Origin of the sequence: Pseudomonas spartinae (assembly GCF_965197125.1) — a bacterium.
Classification (GTDB): domain Bacteria; phylum Pseudomonadota; class Gammaproteobacteria; order Pseudomonadales; family Pseudomonadaceae; genus Aquipseudomonas; species Aquipseudomonas composti_A.
In genome coordinates this window covers 77,080-95,798 of the sequence record NZ_CBDAMB010000015.1, presented here as the reverse complement: position 1 = coordinate 95,798, position 18,719 = coordinate 77,080, and the positions used below count along the sequence as shown (strand labels likewise).

Annotated in this window: 15 protein-coding genes and 2 tRNA genes; 1 reads left to right on the top strand and 16 read right to left on the bottom strand. The window is 59.2% G+C overall.

What is annotated here, in order from left to right:
• Window position 1: 1 nt before the first annotated feature.
• The 14 genes from ACN8M7_RS23665 to ACN8M7_RS23600 form a co-directional block, all read right to left on the bottom strand.
• On the bottom strand, window positions 2–502 hold the full coding sequence (locus ACN8M7_RS23665) for a hypothetical protein (RefSeq protein WP_490262350.1): 501 nt from the start codon (window positions 500–502) through the stop codon (window positions 2–4).
• A 3-nt stretch (window positions 503–505) separates the two neighbouring features.
• Window positions 506–3,757 carry a DUF1156 domain-containing protein gene (locus ACN8M7_RS23660; protein ID WP_490262349.1) on the bottom strand — a complete coding sequence of 1,084 codons (3,252 nt, stop codon included), beginning with the start codon at window positions 3,755–3,757 and terminating at the stop codon, window positions 506–508.
• Between the two features lie 12 nt (window positions 3,758–3,769).
• Entirely contained in the window at window positions 3,770–4,771 is a 1,002-nt protein-coding gene (locus tag ACN8M7_RS23655) for a PglZ domain-containing protein (protein ID WP_490262348.1), read from the bottom strand.
• Window positions 4,771–7,518, bottom strand: coding sequence for a DUF499 domain-containing protein (locus ACN8M7_RS23650; protein ID WP_490262347.1), 2,748 nt, complete (start codon window positions 7,516–7,518; stop codon window positions 4,771–4,773). The genes ACN8M7_RS23655 and ACN8M7_RS23650 overlap by 1 nt, the downstream gene beginning before the upstream one ends.
• A 522-nt stretch (window positions 7,519–8,040) precedes the next feature.
• A tRNA-Pro gene (locus ACN8M7_RS23645) sits at window positions 8,041–8,117 on the bottom strand.
• Window positions 8,118–8,192: 75 nt separating this feature from the next.
• Window positions 8,193–8,549, bottom strand: coding sequence for a MerR family transcriptional regulator (locus ACN8M7_RS23640; RefSeq protein WP_013716019.1), 357 nt, complete (start codon window positions 8,547–8,549; stop codon window positions 8,193–8,195).
• Window positions 8,530–8,832, bottom strand: coding sequence for an integration host factor subunit alpha (gene ihfA / locus ACN8M7_RS23635; protein ID WP_003243414.1), 303 nt, complete (start codon window positions 8,830–8,832; stop codon window positions 8,530–8,532). The genes ACN8M7_RS23640 and ihfA overlap by 20 nt, the downstream gene beginning before the upstream one ends.
• Window positions 8,833–8,835: 3 nt before the next feature.
• Window positions 8,836–11,214, bottom strand: a complete 2,379-nt coding sequence (gene pheT / locus ACN8M7_RS23630; protein WP_490262346.1) for a phenylalanine--tRNA ligase subunit beta — start codon at window positions 11,212–11,214, stop codon at window positions 8,836–8,838.
• 45 nt (window positions 11,215–11,259) lie between these two features.
• Window positions 11,260–12,276, bottom strand: a complete 1,017-nt coding sequence (pheS, locus tag ACN8M7_RS23625; RefSeq protein WP_490262345.1) for a phenylalanine--tRNA ligase subunit alpha — start codon at window positions 12,274–12,276, stop codon at window positions 11,260–11,262.
• Window positions 12,277–12,372: 96 nt separating this feature from the next.
• Entirely contained in the window at window positions 12,373–12,729 is a 357-nt protein-coding gene (gene rplT / locus ACN8M7_RS23620; RefSeq protein ID WP_003461224.1) for a 50S ribosomal protein L20, read from the bottom strand.
• Between the two features lie 29 nt (window positions 12,730–12,758).
• A complete protein-coding gene (gene rpmI / locus ACN8M7_RS23615) occupies window positions 12,759–12,953 on the bottom strand; it encodes a 50S ribosomal protein L35 (protein ID WP_003461222.1) in 195 nt (64 codons plus the stop codon).
• 60 nt (window positions 12,954–13,013) lie between these two features.
• Window positions 13,014–13,565 (bottom strand): translation initiation factor IF-3, encoded by a 552-nt coding sequence (gene infC / locus ACN8M7_RS23610; RefSeq protein WP_197432229.1) that lies wholly within the window; start codon window positions 13,563–13,565, stop codon window positions 13,014–13,016.
• The gene (gene thrS / locus ACN8M7_RS23605) at window positions 13,565–15,487 is read right to left on the bottom strand and encodes a threonine--tRNA ligase (protein WP_061242374.1); all 1,923 of its coding nucleotides are present in this window, start codon (window positions 15,485–15,487) and stop codon (window positions 13,565–13,567) included. Before thrS ends, infC begins: the two co-directional genes overlap by 1 nt.
• 275 nt (window positions 15,488–15,762) lie before the next feature.
• Window positions 15,763–15,839 (bottom strand) — tRNA-Val (locus tag ACN8M7_RS23600).
• 182 nt (window positions 15,840–16,021) lie between these two features.
• Between ACN8M7_RS23600 and ACN8M7_RS23595 the strand changes: the two genes are divergently transcribed.
• A complete protein-coding gene (locus ACN8M7_RS23595; RefSeq protein ID WP_061242371.1) occupies window positions 16,022–17,305 on the top strand; it encodes an NAD(P)/FAD-dependent oxidoreductase in 1,284 nt (427 codons plus the stop codon).
• Window positions 17,306–17,357: 52 nt separating this feature from the next.
• On the opposite strand, the gene ACN8M7_RS23590 is transcribed toward ACN8M7_RS23595, so the two are convergent.
• Both ACN8M7_RS23590 and ACN8M7_RS23585 read right to left on the bottom strand, forming a co-directional pair.
• Window positions 17,358–18,311 carry a PA2778 family cysteine peptidase gene (locus ACN8M7_RS23590; RefSeq protein WP_490262344.1) on the bottom strand — a complete coding sequence of 318 codons (954 nt, stop codon included), beginning with the start codon at window positions 18,309–18,311 and terminating at the stop codon, window positions 17,358–17,360.
• On the bottom strand, window positions 18,296–18,703 hold the full coding sequence (locus tag ACN8M7_RS23585) for a PA2779 family protein (RefSeq protein WP_490262343.1): 408 nt from the start codon (window positions 18,701–18,703) through the stop codon (window positions 18,296–18,298). The genes ACN8M7_RS23590 and ACN8M7_RS23585 overlap by 16 nt, the downstream gene beginning before the upstream one ends.
• Window positions 18,704–18,719: the final 16 nt, after the last annotated feature.

Here is an 18,719-nt window from a genome sequence, read left to right as displayed (position 1 = left end):
CTCAGGTAATCCGCAGATGGAAGAGGCCGGATGCTTTGGCCCCCTGACGCAAGAGGATCTCCTGCGGGTAATCGGTGGCTTCTCCCCAGAGTACGCGGCCAAAATCCAGGCTGGCCTGAGAGTGAGGATGCGCACAACGCCAGGCCACCGCATCGTTGGCCGGGTTTGTCGTGAGCCGACCAGCGCCGGAGGGCATCCAGAACACCAGTGCTGCCTGCCCCTCGTAATAGCTCTGGAAGGAAAGCAAGGCTCCCTTGACTTCTGCTGCCAGCCAGTCCTCGGCCTCGTCAGGAGGGAGTACATCCAGGCTGCCCTCCAGTCCGGCTACCACAAGGGTATTGTTGTCGTTGCTCGGCAGGTCATCCGGCCAATTTCTGGCAGCCTGCATGAATTGCCTCAGGCTCCAGACCTCACTGGCAGTACAAACCTGCGCCAATGCTTCCGCATCCCAAATCCAGCTGGTTCCCCTGCGCATCCAAACGCTGTCGAGCAACTGCTTCATGCCTTAATCCTCCTGGAAAAGCGCCATTTGCTGCACGGCTTCCTTGTGACTGGATGCCCAGCCGTTGTAGATGGTAAGCGCCCGCGACGCGGCATGGCGCATCGGTTCGGTCGCCGCACGCTTGGACAACCAATCCAGCAGTCCCTTGAGCGCGGCGTGGGGTTTGAAGTTTTCATTCTTCAAGGTATCGGCGGCATTGATCCCGCTGTTGTCGAAGCATGCCCCCATCAGAACCAGCGCCTGGTCAAGGTCCGAAGTCAGCTTGCGGCGATGCTTTCCCTGCCAGCTTTGCGCGAACGCCAGCGGCTCCACCATGTAGAAAACCTTTTTCTTTTCCTCACACCAGCCGCGCTCTACAAACTCGTCAGGGGCCATGCCGGAGCCACGCAGGTGCTTTTGCATCTGGTCGCGGGCGACCTCGGTCTGACCGTCGTAGATACGCAGGAATTGACGAGTGACGGGTTCCGCATTGACCGGCGGCGGCTCCTGGGTACGGTTGGCGTCCTCATCGATCAGCTGATTGATACCCACCAGGGCATCCCGCACGTTGATCACCCGTCCTTCATCGACATAGACCTTGCCGTAGTGGCGAGAGAAGTACTCCAGGGCCTTGCCACGGCGAATCACCTGCAGGTCAGCCGATGGCAAGCCCTGTTTGGAGTGGTTCTCCAGCATGCCTTGCAGTTGGCGAACCTCAGTCAAGACCTCACGGCGCATCCGGCCCCAGCTCACCGGCTTGGGCTCTTCAGTGCGCTTGCGGCAAACGTGGATGATGTCGTACTCGATGGTCTTCGAGCCGAATTCTCCTTCGCCTTTGGTCTCGTCGGAGCGAATCGGGTAGGTAGCCTCGAGGTAGAAGCCCGCATCGAATAGCGACTCCAGCACTGCCACCCACGGCTCATCCTCGCTGTGATGGAAGGTGAAGGCCAGGATGCCGCTGGGCTTCAGGAGGCGATGCGCCTCGCGCCAGCATTGCGTGAGCAAGCGCTGGTAGAAGCCATCCGGGTCTTCTGGCTCCCGTGCTTTGTTGGCCACGGCCTCCAGCGACTTGGGTGTGTACTCTGCACTGAAAATCTCTGGGTACTTGCCCTTAAGCACCAGGCGGAGCCAGACGTAGAAAAAGTCGGCCAGCTCCGAGTAGTGCAACAGGCCGCCGAAAGGCGGATCGGTGATGACCAGATCAAGGCTGGCACTTTCTAGCTGAGTCAGATCGGTGGACGAGCCCTGATGCACGACCACATCTAGTACCGGGTCGCCGGGGAACACTTTTTCGCTCTTCCCACTTAGCTGACCAGCAAGCGCAGAGTCGCGGCGCTTCAGCGCTTCGATGCTCACCGAATCCCACGGTTCAGCCGCCCATTCTCGGCCCTCATTGATCCCTTCGATACACGACGCCCAATTGCCACGACCCAGCGCTGGAAAAACACTGTTTTCAACGACATTGTTCTTCGGGTGATAGTTGTTGTTGCTCATGTGCGGCACGAGCTTGTCGTAACCGCTATCCCAAAAACAAAAAAGATTTTGATTGCGTAAATATTGCTGGAAGGCCCCCAGCACAAACTCCCGCACCCGCCAGTCGTAGTCCCCGACTTCGACAATGGCTTTGAGCAGTTGAGCGTGCACCAGCAGTTGGCGCGGGTTGAACATCGTCCACCAGTGCGTGAAGCCGTAGTTTTCACGGATATCACTGTTGGCAATAGCTGTCATGAACCCATAGGGCACTTCAGAGCGCGGCCAGTAGTCCTTCAGGTCAGCATCCTTGCGCGCTTCCCATTCCGCGAACGCAGCGTCATGTTGATGGGCATGTGCTATTTCATAAGGTGCGAAGAAGCGCCCGCTGTAGGGTTTGCCTGCTTCATCCCGCTTGGGCGCGTAGCCTTGAACGGCATATGCTGCCATTTGGCCGCTTTTCTTGGTGGCCTTGATAGAGCTCATGACGTCTTGCACTGTGCCGCAGGCCGCGCAGGCAAAGTTGGAGCGCTTCGGCACTGTGCCGTTTTCCGGCGCAAAGGTGATCTTCGTTTCTGGGCAAGTCACTTGGTCCGGCAGTGCACCTCGCACCTCTAGCAGACGAATTTTGGATGCTCGCTCATTATCCCAGCGCGTGGTCGCACCCACGTCATCCTGCGCCGAACCACCGAAGGGCTGGCCGTTCACATCCAGCTTTGGCGAGCCTGCTAGCCATTGCGGATGCACCAGCAGACTCAGCTCGACCTTCTTATTTTTGCCCTTGCCAAGCTTGATTTGCCCACGAGTGCCTTCCAGCGCCAGACCATCCTTGATGCGTAGTTGGGCCTTGATACTGCTGCCACAATGCGGACAGCTCACACCCTTCTCGACATCAAGGATGGCGAACGGATGCTCCGACGGTGCCACATACAACGGCACGTCGGGTGCCATCCGCGCAGAGTGTTCCTCAATATGGAATTCACCGCCACAGTTGCTGCAGGCATGCTCCCAGTGCTTGACGGACAGAGTTTTCACCGCCATCACCGGACTGGTCATGATCGGTGTTCGATGGCCGCAGCCGGTCACCTGGCAAGGGCCGTGCTTGGCCCAGAAGGTGTAGATGATCTCCGGGCCTTCGTAGCGATAGTCCTTGCGCTCCTCACGCGGAATGCTCAGCGGGTCGAAGCCGGCGGGCATCACCTTCTGGGTCGGCAGATGCGTCCAGGCGCCTTTCTCACCATTCGGGCCATCACAGTAGTAGTACGGCATGATCTGCGGCTTGACTTCGGCCTCGATGTCGGCAAGCAGGTGCCTGACCTGGTCCAGATCGACGTTGGCAAGCTCCTGCTTTACTACGAACCAGGCAACCGGATTCAGGTCATTGCCGATCATCTGCATGCCAAGGCGTGAGCCCTCCACCAGCGTGGTGCCACCCCCCATGAAGATGTCCGCCACCTTCAGATCCTTGAAAGCACCCTTCTTCTGGTGGTTGGCGTAGTAGTTGTCCCATACCAGCTTGGCCGCGTGCGACTTGTCCTCAGGAGCCTTGGTGGCCGCGGCAATCAGCATGGAGCGGAAAACGCTGGAGCGCCGACGTGCCCACCATTTCGACATCTGGTAAATAGGCTTGCCCGCATTACCCTCGATGATCGCTACCTGGTTGACCGGTAGGATCGGGAAATCGACCTCCAGGCAGGTCTTGGGGCGATTCGGGTCGTTGAAATCCACGGTTTCCAGCGCAACGGCCTTGCCGGCACTGACAGCCTTGGCGACTTCGAGGGCCAGGAGTTCTTTTTTGGTTGCCATTTGGCGCAATCCTTACTTGGTGAGCTCGACGAACGGCGACAAAACTTCCAGCAGCGACAAGCCACCGTGAGTCAGCGTCGGGTATCCACCCTGGTTCTTCCACTTCAAACGGCCAAGCGCCATCAGGTGTGGTCCATGCTGGTTTTCGATCTGGAGAGAAACCGGGGGAGAGAAATGGCCAGCATCGGCAGTGCCTGCAGTGCTACGGCCGCCGGCAAAGGTTTTCTTGAGGTAGGCAGCTACATCCCCCTCGGCATCGGAGAAATAGCCTGTAGCGGCATAGCCATGGTCAGAGGTGATAACCAGTCGGCGGCCATTCGCCAGTTTTTCCACCAAGGCCCAGAAGTCATCGCTAGTGAGCTGCTCAGCGGCATCGCGAGTCAGCACCTCTAGCCCCTGGCCAGCGCCGGAGCCATCATGCACCTTGCTGTCAGGCCAGTGGTGCCAGAACACCCAGTTCGGGGCGCTGTTAACCAGACCGGCGCAGTCCTGCCAGGGCAAGTCGATGCTCTCGGTCTGGCAGGGAGCCAGCCTGTGAGTCAATCCACCGCCATTGTTCTGTAGTTGGCTACGGCTGCCAAAGCCCAGGGCTTTGGCAAATTCGTTGGTTTCACCCGGCAGTTCCGAGGCTGTAGCTGAGACTTCATGCAGGGTAAAACCACGCTCCTTAGCCCCCTGGAGCAGCCAAGGCAGCTCGCGCAGCGACAGACCATCCAGAATCAACACTGCCTTGGCGCTGTACGGCTGCTCCCACCAACTTGCCAGCCGGTCCGAGGTACGCTGAATGCCGCTCACTTCAGGATCTGCAAAGGCATGCCAGAGATCCCAGCTGCTGGTCGCAAGAAAATGATCCAGCCAACCCACTTCACGGTCACGCCGGGTCACCTCGCCAGCTGCATTACCCGTGGCCAACGGCTTGCTGGTGATCTCCATGACGCGGCCGACAATAAGCTCCCAGGCCTCTGCGGACGTACCGCTGGTGATCTTCTGCAACAGTTCAGCATCCAGTGCCATCAGTTATCTTCCTTCTCAAGGGATAGCTCGAAGGTCATGCCATCCGGGAGCTTCTTCAGTAGCTCTTTCAATTGAGCGCCAGTGGCTGCCGAGAGCTTGAGCGTCACGGACTCGACAGGTGTGGCAGGACCAATACCCCAGCCCTCCAGCTTGCCAATCAGATTCAGCGGCGAGGTGGCAGGGTTCTGCAGTACGGTTTTCGATTTGCTGTTGGTGCTGTCAGATGGATTGGCAAAAATCCCTCCAGGAGCAGGTGGGGTGCCACCTCCCGGCTCCGAGATAGGGAATGGGGGCATGCCACTTCCCTGGCCGGGATTGCCATTACTGTCACCGAAGAGCCCGCCAGGCTGTGTCGGAGGGACAATCGGAGTGACCGTGCCGCTTGTAGCAGGTACGGCAGAAGGCTGTAGCAGGAATACCTCGTCCAGCTGTCGCCCCGTGAAGGAAAGCTTGGGGCGCAGGCGCCTCCAGGCGCTTTCTTCATCTTCACCTGGCTGTGCCTGCAGGTATTCCATCCCCCTCAGATTGATGGCGATCTTGCCTCGTGCGCAAAGGCGGATGATGCGCTCCTTCATGGCGGTTTCTCCCAGCCATGGGATGCAGTCCAGCCCACCGGGGCGGGGCTCCTTCAGTTCGCGCAGCAGCTTGCTGATAGGCTCGCTGTTGGAAGCGACTTCCATGACCAGCTCTTCAAGGTCTTCCGGTACGAACAGGTCATTGACCAGTGCTTCCTCGATAGCCTCGGGGATCTGCCCCCCCTGTTTCTTCAGCGTCTCTATAGCAAATGCACATTGGCTGGGGTCCTGGTTGCTCCAGCGCATCAGTACAGCGAAGCGATCAAAGCGCTTCTTCAGAATGTCACGCAGCTCATTCTGATACTTGGTCTGTAGCTTCCGGTATTCAGGGCTCTGGTTGCCCCACTCCTGGGCTTTCATGGATGCGCGGGCCAGGATCAGCAGGTCGCGGTCCTGGAACGCATTCTTCGAGCCTCCTCGGGGAAGCAGAAAGCGCACCGTATTGCGATTTTTTTGCAAGTGATCCTTGAGCCAGCGACCGAGACGCTCATCAAGACGATCAGGCTCCTCCGGCAGCACCAGAATGGGCAGGCGATCATCCCAACGCTCAGGCTGCTCGCTTTCCTCAAGGGTGGACCAAGGGTCAGAAAGCCAAGTGCTGGGCAACGCAATCACGCGGAAGTTTTTCGCCACCTCCTCGGTGCCACCGATGACGTAGCGGATCTCCTTGGCCAGTTGAGCGAGATCTGTACCATCAGCAAACAGCTTGTCGTTGCGAGCACAGGCCATCAGCTTGGCTTGGGGGTTTTCCTCTTCACGGAAAACCAGTCGATTGCCATCCTGGTGGATGTTGAAGCTGTTCTCGACAATGGTGGCGAGCTCGACCTGGAAGGCGTTGTCATCAACCGCCGATGCGCGGGTGATATCGACCTGCAGGGTTGCTGGTTCGGCCCCTGCCTGGTTCCCGACAGCAATCGAGCGTAACCAGAGTGCACTGACAATCTCCCGCAGGTGCGGCACATCGTAGCGGTACCCCGGCACAGCCTCGGTAACCGAGGTGATGTTGCGCAGCGCCTTTTCGCGCAGGGTGCGATGCTGCTGGTTGGACACCGAATCCAAGAGCGCGCCGATGCCAGCGCTGTCGTCATCAAGAATGAAGTCGGCGGCAGTCAGGATCGGGCTGGTCTCTCCCCGACTTTTGAACAGGTTGGCCAGGATGCGGATCATGTCACGGGTTTCCTGGGCATCCGTGGCGATCAGCACCTGGTCCTCCAGGAGCTGCAGCAGGTGCGGGGCGTAGGGCCAGGCCTCAGTGAAGTCGCGGCGCTTTCGCTCCTGTTCCGCGGCTGGAACATCCAGTAGTCGGAAGTATTCGCTGACGTGATTTGCCAAGAGATTTTCGATATTGGCGGCAGACACCTGCAGCCGGTTGTCGAACAGGCGGTGTAGCAGCATACGCCGGCGATCCTGTTGGATACGCTCGGGGCTGCCCCCTGCCTTGAAATCGATGGTCACCGGGTTGACGCGGTGAACCTGCTGATAGGCGTCAGTACCGCCATTGCGCACGGAGATCACCAGAACCAAGAGCTCCGGATGCTCCTTGGCGATCTCGGAAAGGATCTGGATGAAATTGAAGGCCCAAGCGACCGCTGGGGCCTGTTTGGTGTCCTTAAGCCCATCGAACCAGGTCTGGAACTCGTCCAGCAGCAGCATGGTTGGCTGCTTCTGGAGCAACTCCAGGATTAGGTCATGGGAGGGAACATCGGTCTTCGCGTGGCCCATGCCCTCCCATTTGCCGCGGATGTATGTGCCATGGGGGTGACGCTCCAGCAGCACATCCCAGAGGAATTTGTAGCGTTGGCGGTGCAGGCTTTCACCGATCACCAGCATGCCATCACGCAGGCGAATCTTGGCAATCTCCGGCAAAACCAGGGTGGTTGCCCATGAGTTGAGCCAGGCAGCGGTCGATACGGGGTCGTTGACCGCGTGGTACAGGGCCGCCATCAAGTGCGATTTACCAAGCCCTCGCTCGCCAATCACTACAACGGGGCGCCCCTGGTCAGGCCCAACAGCCTCGATACCCTTGAGGAGATCCTGGGTAGGGTAGGTGATGCTCAGGAATTCCTGAGCCGCAACCTGTGTCGCACCAGTGTTACTCTCGTTGGCAAGCTCGATGGCAGTGCCTTTGAGGCGCTTGCCCCGGAACTCCTCACGCAACGTTAACCCAAGCATCGGCACTCGATCTCCATTCAATACTCAACGCAGGCCCCGCCAAAGCACAGGCAGGGGCCAGCAATACATTCGTCAGTGTCAGTCAGCTTATATAGAAGAAGCAGCGATCTGATGATGGAGGCCGGGGATGGCCACCACAGATCGAATCGTAGGGGGCCGCCACACAGCACCCGGGCAGAATTGCTCGGACTGAGCATCGGGGATGCATCGCGGGGCTGCGGGTGAAGCCTTGGAGCTGTACGACTGGAGATGGCACCAGAGGGGCGCGGCACGGAAAGCGCACGCAAGCTAACCGGACAGAGGGGTATGCTCTGTCGGGCGCCATGGTCTAGGTTGTTGCGCTCATCCATCCCGAAGATCCTTCACGGCCGAGCTGCTGCTAGTCAGCCATGAGTGTGCGCAAGCCAATCTCAATTGGCAACCAATTGGCAACCAACCTGATCAATTTTCGAACACCACCAAAAACAGACAGGCATAAAAAAATCCAAGCCCCCGCAAGTGCTTGGATTTTCTAGGGTTTTTTGGTCGGGACGGTGTGATTCGAACACACGACCCCTTGCACCCCATGCAAGTGCGCTACCGGGCTGCGCTACGCCCCGACGATGCTTCCGGGTGACCGAAAGCGGGAGGAACTATACATTAAGCTTTTGAAATAAGGCAACTTTTTCTTGGCCTTACTTCTTCAGGACGTGCAAAACGTCCTCAAGCTCAGCGATCATCTGCTTGATCAGCTGACGATACTGAGTGGTATCGTCTTTGGCCTCATCACCTGAGAGACGCTGACGCGCCCCACCAATGGTGAAACCTTGATCGTACAGCAATGCTCGAATCTGCCGAATCATCAGCACGTCCTGGCGCTGATAGTAGCGGCGGTTGCCCCGCCGCTTTACCGGATTCAACTGTGGGAATTCCTGCTCCCAGTAGCGCAAAACGTGAGGTTTGACCGCACAGAGCTCGCTGACCTCACCGATGGTGAAGTAACGTTTGCCGGGAATTGCCGGTAATTCGTCGTTATGACTTGGTTCCAGCATAGGCCTCGACCCTGGCTTTCAATTTTTGCCCTGGACGAAAAGTGACCACACGGCGAGCCGTGATCGGAATCTCTTCCCCTGTTTTCGGATTACGGCCCGGTCGCTGGCGCTTGTCGCGCAAGTCGAAGTTGCCGAACCCGGACAGCTTGACCTGTTCGTTAAGCTCAAGAGCCTGGCGGATCTCTTCAAAAAACAGTTCCACCAGTTCCTTGGCTTCCCGCTTGTTCAGGCCGAGCTCTTCATACAGACGTTCCGCCATTTCAGCTTTCGTCAGAGCCCCCATACGCTACTTCCTTAACGTGGCGTTGAACCTTTGTTCGAGGCAGGTGAGGATGTTTTGCGTAGTAGTACTCACCTCATCGTCATTAAGAGTGCGCGATGGATGTTGCCAGGTCAAGCCAACAGCAAGGCTTTTTCTATGCGGATCAATACCTTTACCGTGATAGACGTCAAATAGCTTGAGGTCTGTCAGCCATTCGCCCGCAGTTTCTCGGATTGCCGACAACACGGCTTCGGCCGGCTGCTCGCGATCGACCAGCAGCGCCAGGTCACGACGCACTTCAGGGAAGCGAGACAATTCGCTGAACGCAGGCATACGACCAGCAGCGACTTCGGCCAGCACCAGCTCGAAGAGGAACACCGGCTGATCCAGGCCCAGGGTCTTGATCAGCTCCGGATGCAAGGCTCCGATGAAGCCGACCAGACGCCCTTCCCTCTCGATACGAGCGGTCTGGCCTGGATGCAGAGCAGGATGCTCGCCCGGCACGAAGCTGAATGCATCGGCCGCACCGGCATAACCCAGCAACGCCTCGACATCAGCCTTCAGGTCATAGAAATCGACGCTCTCACGGCCGTTGGCCCAGCCTTCCGGCAGACGGCTGCCAGTGATCACACCCGCAAGCATGGCCTCCTGCTGCAGACCGTCCAACTGGCCGACGAAGCGCAAACCGCTTTCGAACAGGCGCACGCGCGACTGCTGACGATTGAGGTTGTGCTGCAACGCCTTGACCAGGCCCGGCCATAGCGACGAACGCATGGCAGCCATATCGGCAGAGATCGGGTTAGCCAACTGCAGCGGCTCGACGCCAGGGGTGAACAGCTCGAACAGCTTAGGATCGATGAAGCTGTAGGTGATCGCTTCCTGGTAGCCACGGGCGACCAGCAGGCGACGCAGAGCCGGCAGTTCGGCACGCGCTTCGGCCTTGGCCTGTGGCGCCAAGCGAGCCTGCGGGTAACGCACCGGCAGGCGATTGTAGCCATACAGGCGGCCCAACTCTTCGATCAGGTCCACTTCCAGACTGATATCGAAGCGGTGGCTCGGCACGCTGACCTGCCATTGACCGGAGCCCTGAGCGCTGACGCCCAGCCCCAGTGCGGCGAGCAGACGTTCGACTTCGGCACCGTCCATGTCCATACCCAGCATCTGACTGATGCGCTCGGCACGCAGCGTGATGGGCGCCACCTTGGGCAGATCGGCCTCGCTGGCGACCTCGATGATCGGCCCAGCTTCACCGCCGACGATCTCCAGCAGCAGCGCAGTGGCGCGCTCCATCGCCTTGCGCGCCAACTGCGAATCGACACCACGCTCGAAGCGGTGCGAAGAGTCGGTATGCAGACCATAGGAACGGGCCTTGCCGGCTACGGCGATGGTGTCGAAGAAAGCGCTTTCCAGGAACAGGTCACGCGTCTTGTCGCTCACACCGCTGTGTTCACCACCCATTACGCCAGCAATGGCCAGAGCACGACCATGGTCGGCGATCACCAGGGTGTCAGCGCGCAGGCTGACTTCCTGGCCATCGAGCAGCACCAGCTTCTCGCCCTCTTCCGCCATGCGTACGCGAATGCCGCCGTTTAGCTCGGCGAGATCGAAAGCATGCATCGGCTGACCCAGCTCGAGCATCACGTAATTGGTGATATCCACTGCCGCATCGATACTGCGGATATCGGACCGACGCAGGCGTTCGACCATCCACAGCGGGGTCGGCCTGGACAGGTCGACGTTGCGTACCACGCGCCCCAGATAGCGCGGGCAGGCATTGCTCGCCAGCACCTCGACCGGACGCACTTCATCGTGGGTGGGCGCTACGACTTCGACAGCCACCGGCGAAACTGCAGCGCCGTACATGGCTCCGACTTCGCGAGCGAGGCCGGCGAGCGACAGGCAGTCGCCACGATTTGGGGTCAGGCCGATCTCGATGCTGGCATCGTCGAGACTCAGGTAAGCCCGGATGTCCTGCCCGACAGGCGCATCAGCCGCCAGCTCCATCAAGCCGCTATTGTCTTCGCTGACCTGCAGCTCGGAAGCCGAGCACAGCATGCCCTGCGACTCCACGCCACGCAGCTTGGCCTTCTTGATCTTGAAGTCGCCCGGCAGCTCGGCACCGATCATGGCGAACGGAATCTTGATGCCGGCACGGGCATTGGGCGCACCGCAGACGACCTGAAAGGTCTCGGCGCCATTGCTCACCTGGCACACGCGCAGCTTGTCGGCATCCGGGTGCTGTTCGGCACTGAGGATCTCACCCACCACCACACCACTGAAGGCACCGGCCACCGGCTGCACCGCATCGACCTCTAGGCCGACCATGGACAGGCGCGCTACCAGTTCTTCGCGGGATACGTCGGGGTTCACCCAGCTGCGCAGCCACTGTTCACTGAATTTCATGTTGTCTGTTCTCCTTAAACGAATTCGATCACGAGGGGACGGTGGCTAGCGAAATTGCGCCAGGAACCGCAGGTCGTTATCGAAGAACAGGCGCAAATCATTGACGCCGTAACGCAGCATGGCCAGGCGCTCGACGCCCATACCGAAAGCGAAGCCAGAGTACTTCTCCGGGTCGATGCCACTCATGCGCAGCACGTTGGGATGAACCATGCCGCACCCCATCACCTCCAGCCAGCCGGTCTGTTTGCACACACGGCAGCCTTTACCGGAGCACATCACGCACTGCATGTCGACTTCAGCCGAAGGCTCGGTGAAGGGGAAGAACGATGGACGGAAACGCACGCCCAGCGGCTTCTCGAAGAACACTCGAAGAAACTCCTCGATGGTGCCCTTGAGGTCGGCAAAGCTGATGTCCTCGTCGACCAGCAGGCCTTCGACCTGATGGAACATCGGCGAGTGGGTGATATCGGAGTCGCAACGATAGACGCGGCCGGGGCAGACGATGCGGATCGGCGGCTGCTGCGATTCCATGGTGCGCACCTGCACCGGCGAGGTGTGAGTGCGCAGCAGCATGTTCGCATTGAAATAGAAGGTGTCATGCATCGCCCGCGCCGGGTGGTGGCCGGGGATGTTGAGCGCTTCGAAGTTATGGTAGTCGTCTTCGACTTCCGGGCCTTCGGCAACGCTGAAACCGATATGGGTGAAGAACTGCTCGACACGCTCCAGCGTGCGGGTGACCGGGTGCAGACCACCGGAGGCCTGGCCACGGCCAGGCAGGGTCACATCGATACGCTCGGAGGCCAGCCTCTCGGCGAGCAGAGCCTGCTCAAGCACAGATTTGCGGGCATTCAGAGCGTCTTGCACCTGGTTCTTGGCAGTATTGATCAGGGCGCCGGCCTGCGGGCGCTCTTCAGCCGACAGCTTGCCCAGGGTCTGCATCAGGGCTGTCAGCTCGCCTTTCTTGCCAAGGTACTGAACCCGGAGCTGTTCCAGGGCATTGACATCTTCGCTTTGTTGCACGGCCTCAAGCGCTTGGGAGACCAATGCATCCAGATTTTCCATTTACAGACTCCAGATACGAAATAGGGGAAGAGCTGTTAAGGCTCTTCCCCTATCTTTGACGTTGCCACCGGGCGAGCCCGGTGATTGTCGGGGGACTTAAGCCAGAACGGCCTTGGCCTTCTCGACAATCGCAGCAAACGCCGCTTTTTCGTTCACTGCCAGATCAGCCAGAACCTTACGGTCGATTTCGATCGACGCTTTTTTCAGGCCAGCGATCAGACGGCTGTAGGACAGACCGTTGACGCGAGCACCAGCGTTGATACGAGCGATCCACAGTGCGCGGAACTGACGTTTTTTCTGACGACGGTCACGGTAGGCATATTGACCAGCCTTGATGACAGCCTGCTTGGCAACACGGAACACACGCGAACGAGCGCCGTAGTAGCCTTTAGCCAGTTTCAGAATCTTTTTGTGACGAGCACGAGCGATAACGCCACGCTTAACACGAGCCATGAGTAATTACCTCTAAGTATCTTGACCGATTAACGAACGCGCAGCATGCGCTCGACTTTAGCTTTGTCCGACGGACCGATCAGCGAGCTGCCACGCAGCTGGCGCTTACGTTTCGTGGACATCTTGGTCAGGATGTGGCTCTTGAAAGCGTGCTTGTGCTTGAAGCCTGTAGCAGTCTTCAGGAAGCGCTTCGCAGCACCGCTCTTGGTTTTCATTTTTGGCATGTTTTGTACTCCGCATTCATTAACAACTGATAACCATCAGGCCTGCCAGTGCCCGGTAGATTATTTACGCTTCTTGGGAGCGATGACCATCATCAGCTGGCGTCCTTCCAGCTTAGGGTGCTGTTCTACGGTGCCGAGCTCAATCAGGTCTTGTTCGACCCGCTTGAGCAGCTCCATACCCAGCTCCTGGTGAGCCATCTCACGGCCGCGGAATCGAAGCGATACCTTGGCCTTGTCCCCATCTTCAAGGAAACGTATCAGGTTGCGTAGTTTTACCTGATAATCCCCTTCTTCCGTCCCTGGACGAAACTTGATTTCTTTAATCTGTTGCTGGTGCTGGTTCTTCTTGGCGATAGCAGCCTGCTTCTTCTTCTCGAACAGGTGCTTGCCGTAGTCCATGATGCGGCAAACTGGCGGCAGCGCGTCAGCAGAGATCTCTACCAGATCCAGCTTGGCTTCTTCAGCCACGCGCAATGCCTCATCGATCGAAACAATACCGACCTGCTCGCCGTCAGCACCAATAAGGCGCACTTCACGAGCGGTGATATTTTCGTTGATCGGCGCCTTAGGGGCGGCCCGCTTGTCCTGTCTCATTTCACGCTTAATAGTTATTACTCCAAATCTTGGCGACCACGCCGGGAAACCGCTTGCTGCAACTGCGCCGCGAATTGCTCGATAGGCATTGACCCCAGGTCAACGCCTTCGCGGGTGCGCACAGCAACGGATCGTGTCTCGACTTCCCGATCTCCAATAACCAAGAGATAGGGAACCTTGAGCAAGGTATGCTCGCGGATTTTAAAGCCGATCTTTTCGTTTCTCAAGTCAACCTTGGCACGAAAACCGCTTTGATTGAGAGTTTTCTCGGCTTCGCGGGCAAAATCGGCCTGTTTATCGGTGATATTCATGATCACCGCCTGAGTGGGTGCAAGCCAGGCCGGGAAGGAACCTGCATAGTGCTCGATCAGCATGCCGATGAAACGCTCGAAGGAACCGAGGATCGCACGGTGCAACATGACCGGACGCTTACGATTGTTGTCTTCGGCGATATAGCTCGCATCCAGACGCTCGGGCAGGTTCGGATCGTACTGCAGCGTACCACACTGCCAGTTACGACCCAGGCAGTCGCGCAGCGTGAATTCGATCTTCGGACCGTAGAACGCACCCTCGCCCGGCTGATATTCCCAAGCCAGGCCGGACTCATTGAGCGCCTCGGCCAGCGCACCCTCGGCGCGATCCCACAGCTCATCGGAGCCCACACGCTTGGCAGGACGAGTCGAGAGCTTCATGGCGATATCGCTGAAACCGAAGTCCGAATAGACCTGCAGGGTCAGCTTGATGAAATCGGCCGCTTCTTTCTTGACCTGATCTTCGGTGCAGAAGATGTGCGCATCATCCTGCACGAAGCCACGCACACGCATGATGCCGTGCAGCGCACCAGACGGCTCGTTGCGGTGACAGGCACCGAACTCAGCCAGACGCAGCGGCAGGTCGCGGTAGGACTTCAGGCCCTGATTGAAGATCTGCACATGGCACGGGCAGTTCATCGGCTTGACCGCATAGTCGCGGTTTTCCGAAGCCGTGGTGAACATGTTCTCGGCGTAGTTGGACCAGTGCCCCGAACGCTCCCACAGGATGCGATCGACCACCTGCGGCGTGCGCACTTCCACGTAGCCATTCTCACGCTGCACCTGGCGCATGTACTGCTCCAGCACCTGGTAAACGGTCCAGCCGTTGGGGTGCCAGAAGACCATGCCCGGCGCTTCTTCCTGCAGATGGAACAGGTCGAGCTGCTTGCCGATACGACGGTGATCGCGCTTCTCGGCCTCTTCGATGCGCTGAATGTAGGCGGCCAGCTGCTTCTTGTCCGCCCAGGCAGTGCCATAGATACGCTGCAGCTGCTCGTTCTTCGAGTCGCCACGCCAGTAGGCACCGGAGATGCGGGTCAGCTTGAACGCCTTGAGGAAGCGGGTATTCGGCACGTGCGGGCCACGGCACATGTCGACGTATTCTTCATGGAAATACAGGCCCATGGCCTGCTCGTCCGGCATGTCGTCGATCAGGCGCAGCTTGTACTCTTCGCCACGGGACTTGAACAGCTCGATGACGTCGGCGCGCGGCGTCATCTTCTTGATGACGTCGTAGTCCTTGTCGATCAGCTCGGCCATGCGTTTCTCGATGGCCGCCATGTCTTCCGGCGTGAAGGGGCGATCGATGGCGATGTCGTAATAGAAGCCTTCATCGATGACCGGGCCGATCACCATCTTGGCATTCGGATACAGCTGCTTGACCGCATGCCCAACCAGGTGAGCACAGGAGTGGCGGATGATCTCCAGCCCCTCTTCGTCCTTCGGCGTGATGATCTGCAGGGTGGCATCGGTATCGATGACGTCGCAGGCGTCGACCTGCCTGCCATTGACCTTGCCAGCCAGGGTGGCCTTGGCCAGACCCGCACCAATGGATTGAGCGACCTCCAGCACGGATACCGGATGATCGAACGAACGTTGACTGCCGTCGGGAAGAGTAATGATGGGCATGGCGCCTCCTCTCCTAGTGGTGACCCCTACCAAAGGTCACGTGGGTTGGGATGAGCCAGGAAGCGATTCGGCGGTATGCCTGCCTAACGATGGCAGGAGCCCGAAGGCCAACCAGAACGAACCAGAGTCACTGGAAGTAAAGAGTGCGGATGCTTTCAGAAAGCCTGAGCCCTGACAAGCCGCCAGCTGAAACAAAAACGGAAAAACCTGCCGCCTTCTCCCGAGCAATTCGGGAAATAAAAAAGGGGTCGCTTAGCGACCCCTTTTTATCGATTTGGTAGGCACAATTGGACTCGAACCAACGACCCCCACCATGTCAAGGTGGTGCTCTAACCAACTGAGCTATGTGCCTTCGATGGGTGCGCATTCTACGCAGATCTTTTTGCCCGTCAACAAGTTTTTTCGCTAACTCACTGAAATAGGCCAATTTTTTTCGAAACCGGGTCGTTGAATATTTTGCACGGCCACTAGCCGGCTATTTTCAACTCAGGTAGCATCGGATCATTCGTAAAAAATAAAGAACAGAGGTTCAATATGGCGCACACGGCATATCCCCAATCCTATTACGCCGCCTCAGCCACCCCAGTCCCGCAACGCCCAGCCCTGCAAGGCGAGGTGGAAACCGATGTCTGCATCATCGGTGCAGGCTACACCGGTCTGTCCACTGCACTGTTTCTCCTGGAGAACGGCTTCAAGGTAAGCATCGTCGAAGCGGCCAAGGTCGGCTTCGGTGCTTCCGGCCGCAACGGCGGGCAGATCGTCAACAGCTACAGCCGCGACATCGACGTGATCGAGCGCACTGTCGGCCCCAAGCAGGCGCAACTGCTCGGGCAGATGGCATTCGAGGGCGGCCGCATCATTCGTGAGCGCATCGCCAAGTACGACATCCAGTGCGATCTGAAGGATGGTGGCGTCTTCGCTGCGCTGACCACCAAGCAGATGGGCCACCTGGAAGCGCAGAAGAAACTGTGGGAGCGCTACGGCCACACCCAGCTGGAGTTGATGGACGCCAAACGTATCCGTGAAGTCGTTGCCAGCGAGAACTATATCGGCGGCATGCTGGACATGAGTGGCGGCCATATCCATCCGCTGAACCTGGCGCTGGGCGAAGCCGCTGCGGTGGAATCACTCGGCGGCGTGATCTATGAGCAGTCCCCTGCCACCCGCATCGAGCGCGGCGCCAACCCGGTGGTGCACACCCCGGAAGGTCGCATCAAGGCCAAGTTCGTGGTGGTCGCGGGTAACGCCTACCTGGGCAACCTGGTGCCGGAGCTGGCGGCCAAGTCAATGCCGTGCGGTACGCAGGTCATCACCACCGAGCCCTTGAGCGATGAACTGGCTGCCAGCCTGTTGCCGCAGGACTACTGCGTGGAAGACTGCAATTACCTGCTCGACTACTACCGTCTCACCGGCGACAAGCGCCTGATCTACGGTGGTGGCGTGGTATACGGTGCGCGCGACCCGGCCAATATCGAGGCGATCATTCGGCCGAAGATGCTCAAGACCTTTCCGCAGCTGAAAGACGTGAAGATCGACTTCGCCTGGACCGGTAACTTCCTGCTGACGCTTTCGCGCCTGCCGCAGGTCGGCCGTATCGGCGACAACATCTACTACTCGCAAGGCTGCAGCGGCCATGGCGTGACCTATACGCACCTGGCGGGCAAGGTCCTGGCCGAGGCGCTACGTGGCCAGGCCGAGCGCTTCGATGCCTTCGCCGGCTTGCCGCACTACCCCTTCCCAGGCGGTCGCCTGTTCCAGGTACCGTTCAGCGCCATCGGCGCCTGGTACTACACGCTGCGCGACAAGCTCGGCGTATAACCCCCCTTCACTCCAATGAAAACGGCGCCCTCGGGCGCCGTTTTCATATGCATCACGGACAAAGCGGCAAGGCCTGACACTGCCCGGCAACGCCAGCGGCATTGGGGGGCACGGCAAAGCGCGCATCATCTGGTGCCAGACGCTGTGCGCAAGCCTGGGCCTGCTGCGCCTCACGGGCGCAACCCTGCTCGCCCAGCACCTGCGACAGGTTGAACCAACCCGCAGCGAAACCTGGCTCGCGCTTCAGACTCTCGCGCAACGCCTGCTCGGCGCCCTTGCGATCGCCATCGGCGTAGCGGCTGTTGCTCAGGGCGAACCAGGGCAGCGACTGCTCCGGCCAGGCCTCGGCAGCACGACGATAGGCACGCCGCGCCGGCTGGGCATTGCCGGTTTGTTCGAGGTCGTTGGCGGCCTTCATCCATACCTGCATGTCGGCCTGTGCCGGCAGGCGCTCCGGCGGCAGGGTCACTACCGCCCAGCGACCACCGCGCGCCCAGGTTCTGTCGAAGCTGTTGAAGCTGTCTTCGAGCCTGCGTGTGGTGGCCGAACGCAGGACCAGCGTGCGCTCACGACGGTCGTAACCCACCACCACCGCGAAGTGCCATTGCGGGTACCAGTCGAAGGCCAGGTTCTGCAGCACCAGCACCGGGTTGCCGGCTGCCACCTCGGCAAGCACTGCCTCCAGGCGCGGCTGCAGCGGATACACGAGCATTTCGTGGTTGCGCGCGGCGGCGACCATCTCCACCTGCAGGCTGCCCTCACGACTGGGGATGTACACCTTGTCCTTGAGCGCACCGGGCGTGGTCAGCACGCCACGCTGGTTGAGCATGGTGGCCAAGGCGGCCGGCCCGCACTGGTAGGCATTCTGGGGGAAGAAGGGAACGTCGGTGAGCTCTACCCGCTCAGGCAGACGCTCGCCCACCGGTGATAACACCGGGGAGCGAGCGCAGGCTGTGAGTAGAACGATCGATGCAATGCAGCAGAGGCGAATCAGCGATTTATGCATTTAACGAAACTGAAGATGTTGGTGGCGCACAGCATATCAGTGATGATGAAGATCACCAGAAACAACACGATGATGCCGACCACACCCGCACCGGCCGGCGCCTGATCCAGCTGCTGGTTGAACTGCGCCAGTTCGGCCGGGGTCAGGCTGGCGATGCGCGACTCGACCTGATCACGGTCGACGCCCATCGACACCAGTTTCTCCTTCACCTGCTCGTCATCGAGCATGGCCATCAACTGCTCCTGATCCACCTTGTGCTGCTGCTCGGCGATTACCTCGTGAGTGCCGACCATTGCCGCGTTCGCAGCAGGAATCTGCACCACCAGCAGCAGATGAAACAGCGCGGTCATGGCTGCCAGGCGGCGCATAACGGGATTCATGGAAATTGTCATTGTGGTTATCTCCTGA

What these genes read in the sequence shown, in the direction of transcription:
- ACN8M7_RS23590 (WP_490262344.1), bottom strand. Translation starts at nt 18,311, where the DNA reads ATGCATAAATCGCTGATTCGCCTCTGCTGCATTGCATCGATCGTTCTA.
- ACN8M7_RS23585 (WP_490262343.1), bottom strand. Translation starts at nt 18,703, where the DNA reads ATGACAATTTCCATGAATCCCGTTATGCGCCGCCTGGCAGCCATGACC.
- ACN8M7_RS23640 (WP_013716019.1), bottom strand. Translation starts at nt 8,549, where the DNA reads ATGCTGGAACCAAGTCATAACGACGAATTACCGGCAATTCCCGGCAAA.
- ACN8M7_RS23595 (WP_061242371.1), top strand. Translation starts at nt 16,022, where the DNA reads ATGGCGCACACGGCATATCCCCAATCCTATTACGCCGCCTCAGCCACC.
- thrS (WP_061242374.1), bottom strand. Translation starts at nt 15,487, where the DNA reads ATGCCCATCATTACTCTTCCCGACGGCAGTCAACGTTCGTTCGATCAT.
- pheT (WP_490262346.1), bottom strand. Translation starts at nt 11,214, where the DNA reads ATGAAATTCAGTGAACAGTGGCTGCGCAGCTGGGTGAACCCCGACGTA.
- ihfA (WP_003243414.1), bottom strand. Translation starts at nt 8,832, where the DNA reads ATGGGGGCTCTGACGAAAGCTGAAATGGCGGAACGTCTGTATGAAGAG.
- rplT (WP_003461224.1), bottom strand. Translation starts at nt 12,729, where the DNA reads ATGGCTCGTGTTAAGCGTGGCGTTATCGCTCGTGCTCGTCACAAAAAG.
- pheS (WP_490262345.1), bottom strand. Translation starts at nt 12,276, where the DNA reads ATGGAAAATCTGGATGCATTGGTCTCCCAAGCGCTTGAGGCCGTGCAA.
- rpmI (WP_003461222.1), bottom strand. Translation starts at nt 12,953, where the DNA reads ATGCCAAAAATGAAAACCAAGAGCGGTGCTGCGAAGCGCTTCCTGAAG.
- ACN8M7_RS23650 (WP_490262347.1), bottom strand. Translation starts at nt 7,518, where the DNA reads ATGCTTGGGTTAACGTTGCGTGAGGAGTTCCGGGGCAAGCGCCTCAAA.
- ACN8M7_RS23655 (WP_490262348.1), bottom strand. Translation starts at nt 4,771, where the DNA reads ATGGCACTGGATGCTGAACTGTTGCAGAAGATCACCAGCGGTACGTCC.
- ACN8M7_RS23660 (WP_490262349.1), bottom strand. Translation starts at nt 3,757, where the DNA reads ATGGCAACCAAAAAAGAACTCCTGGCCCTCGAAGTCGCCAAGGCTGTC.
- ACN8M7_RS23665 (WP_490262350.1), bottom strand. Translation starts at nt 502, where the DNA reads ATGAAGCAGTTGCTCGACAGCGTTTGGATGCGCAGGGGAACCAGCTGG.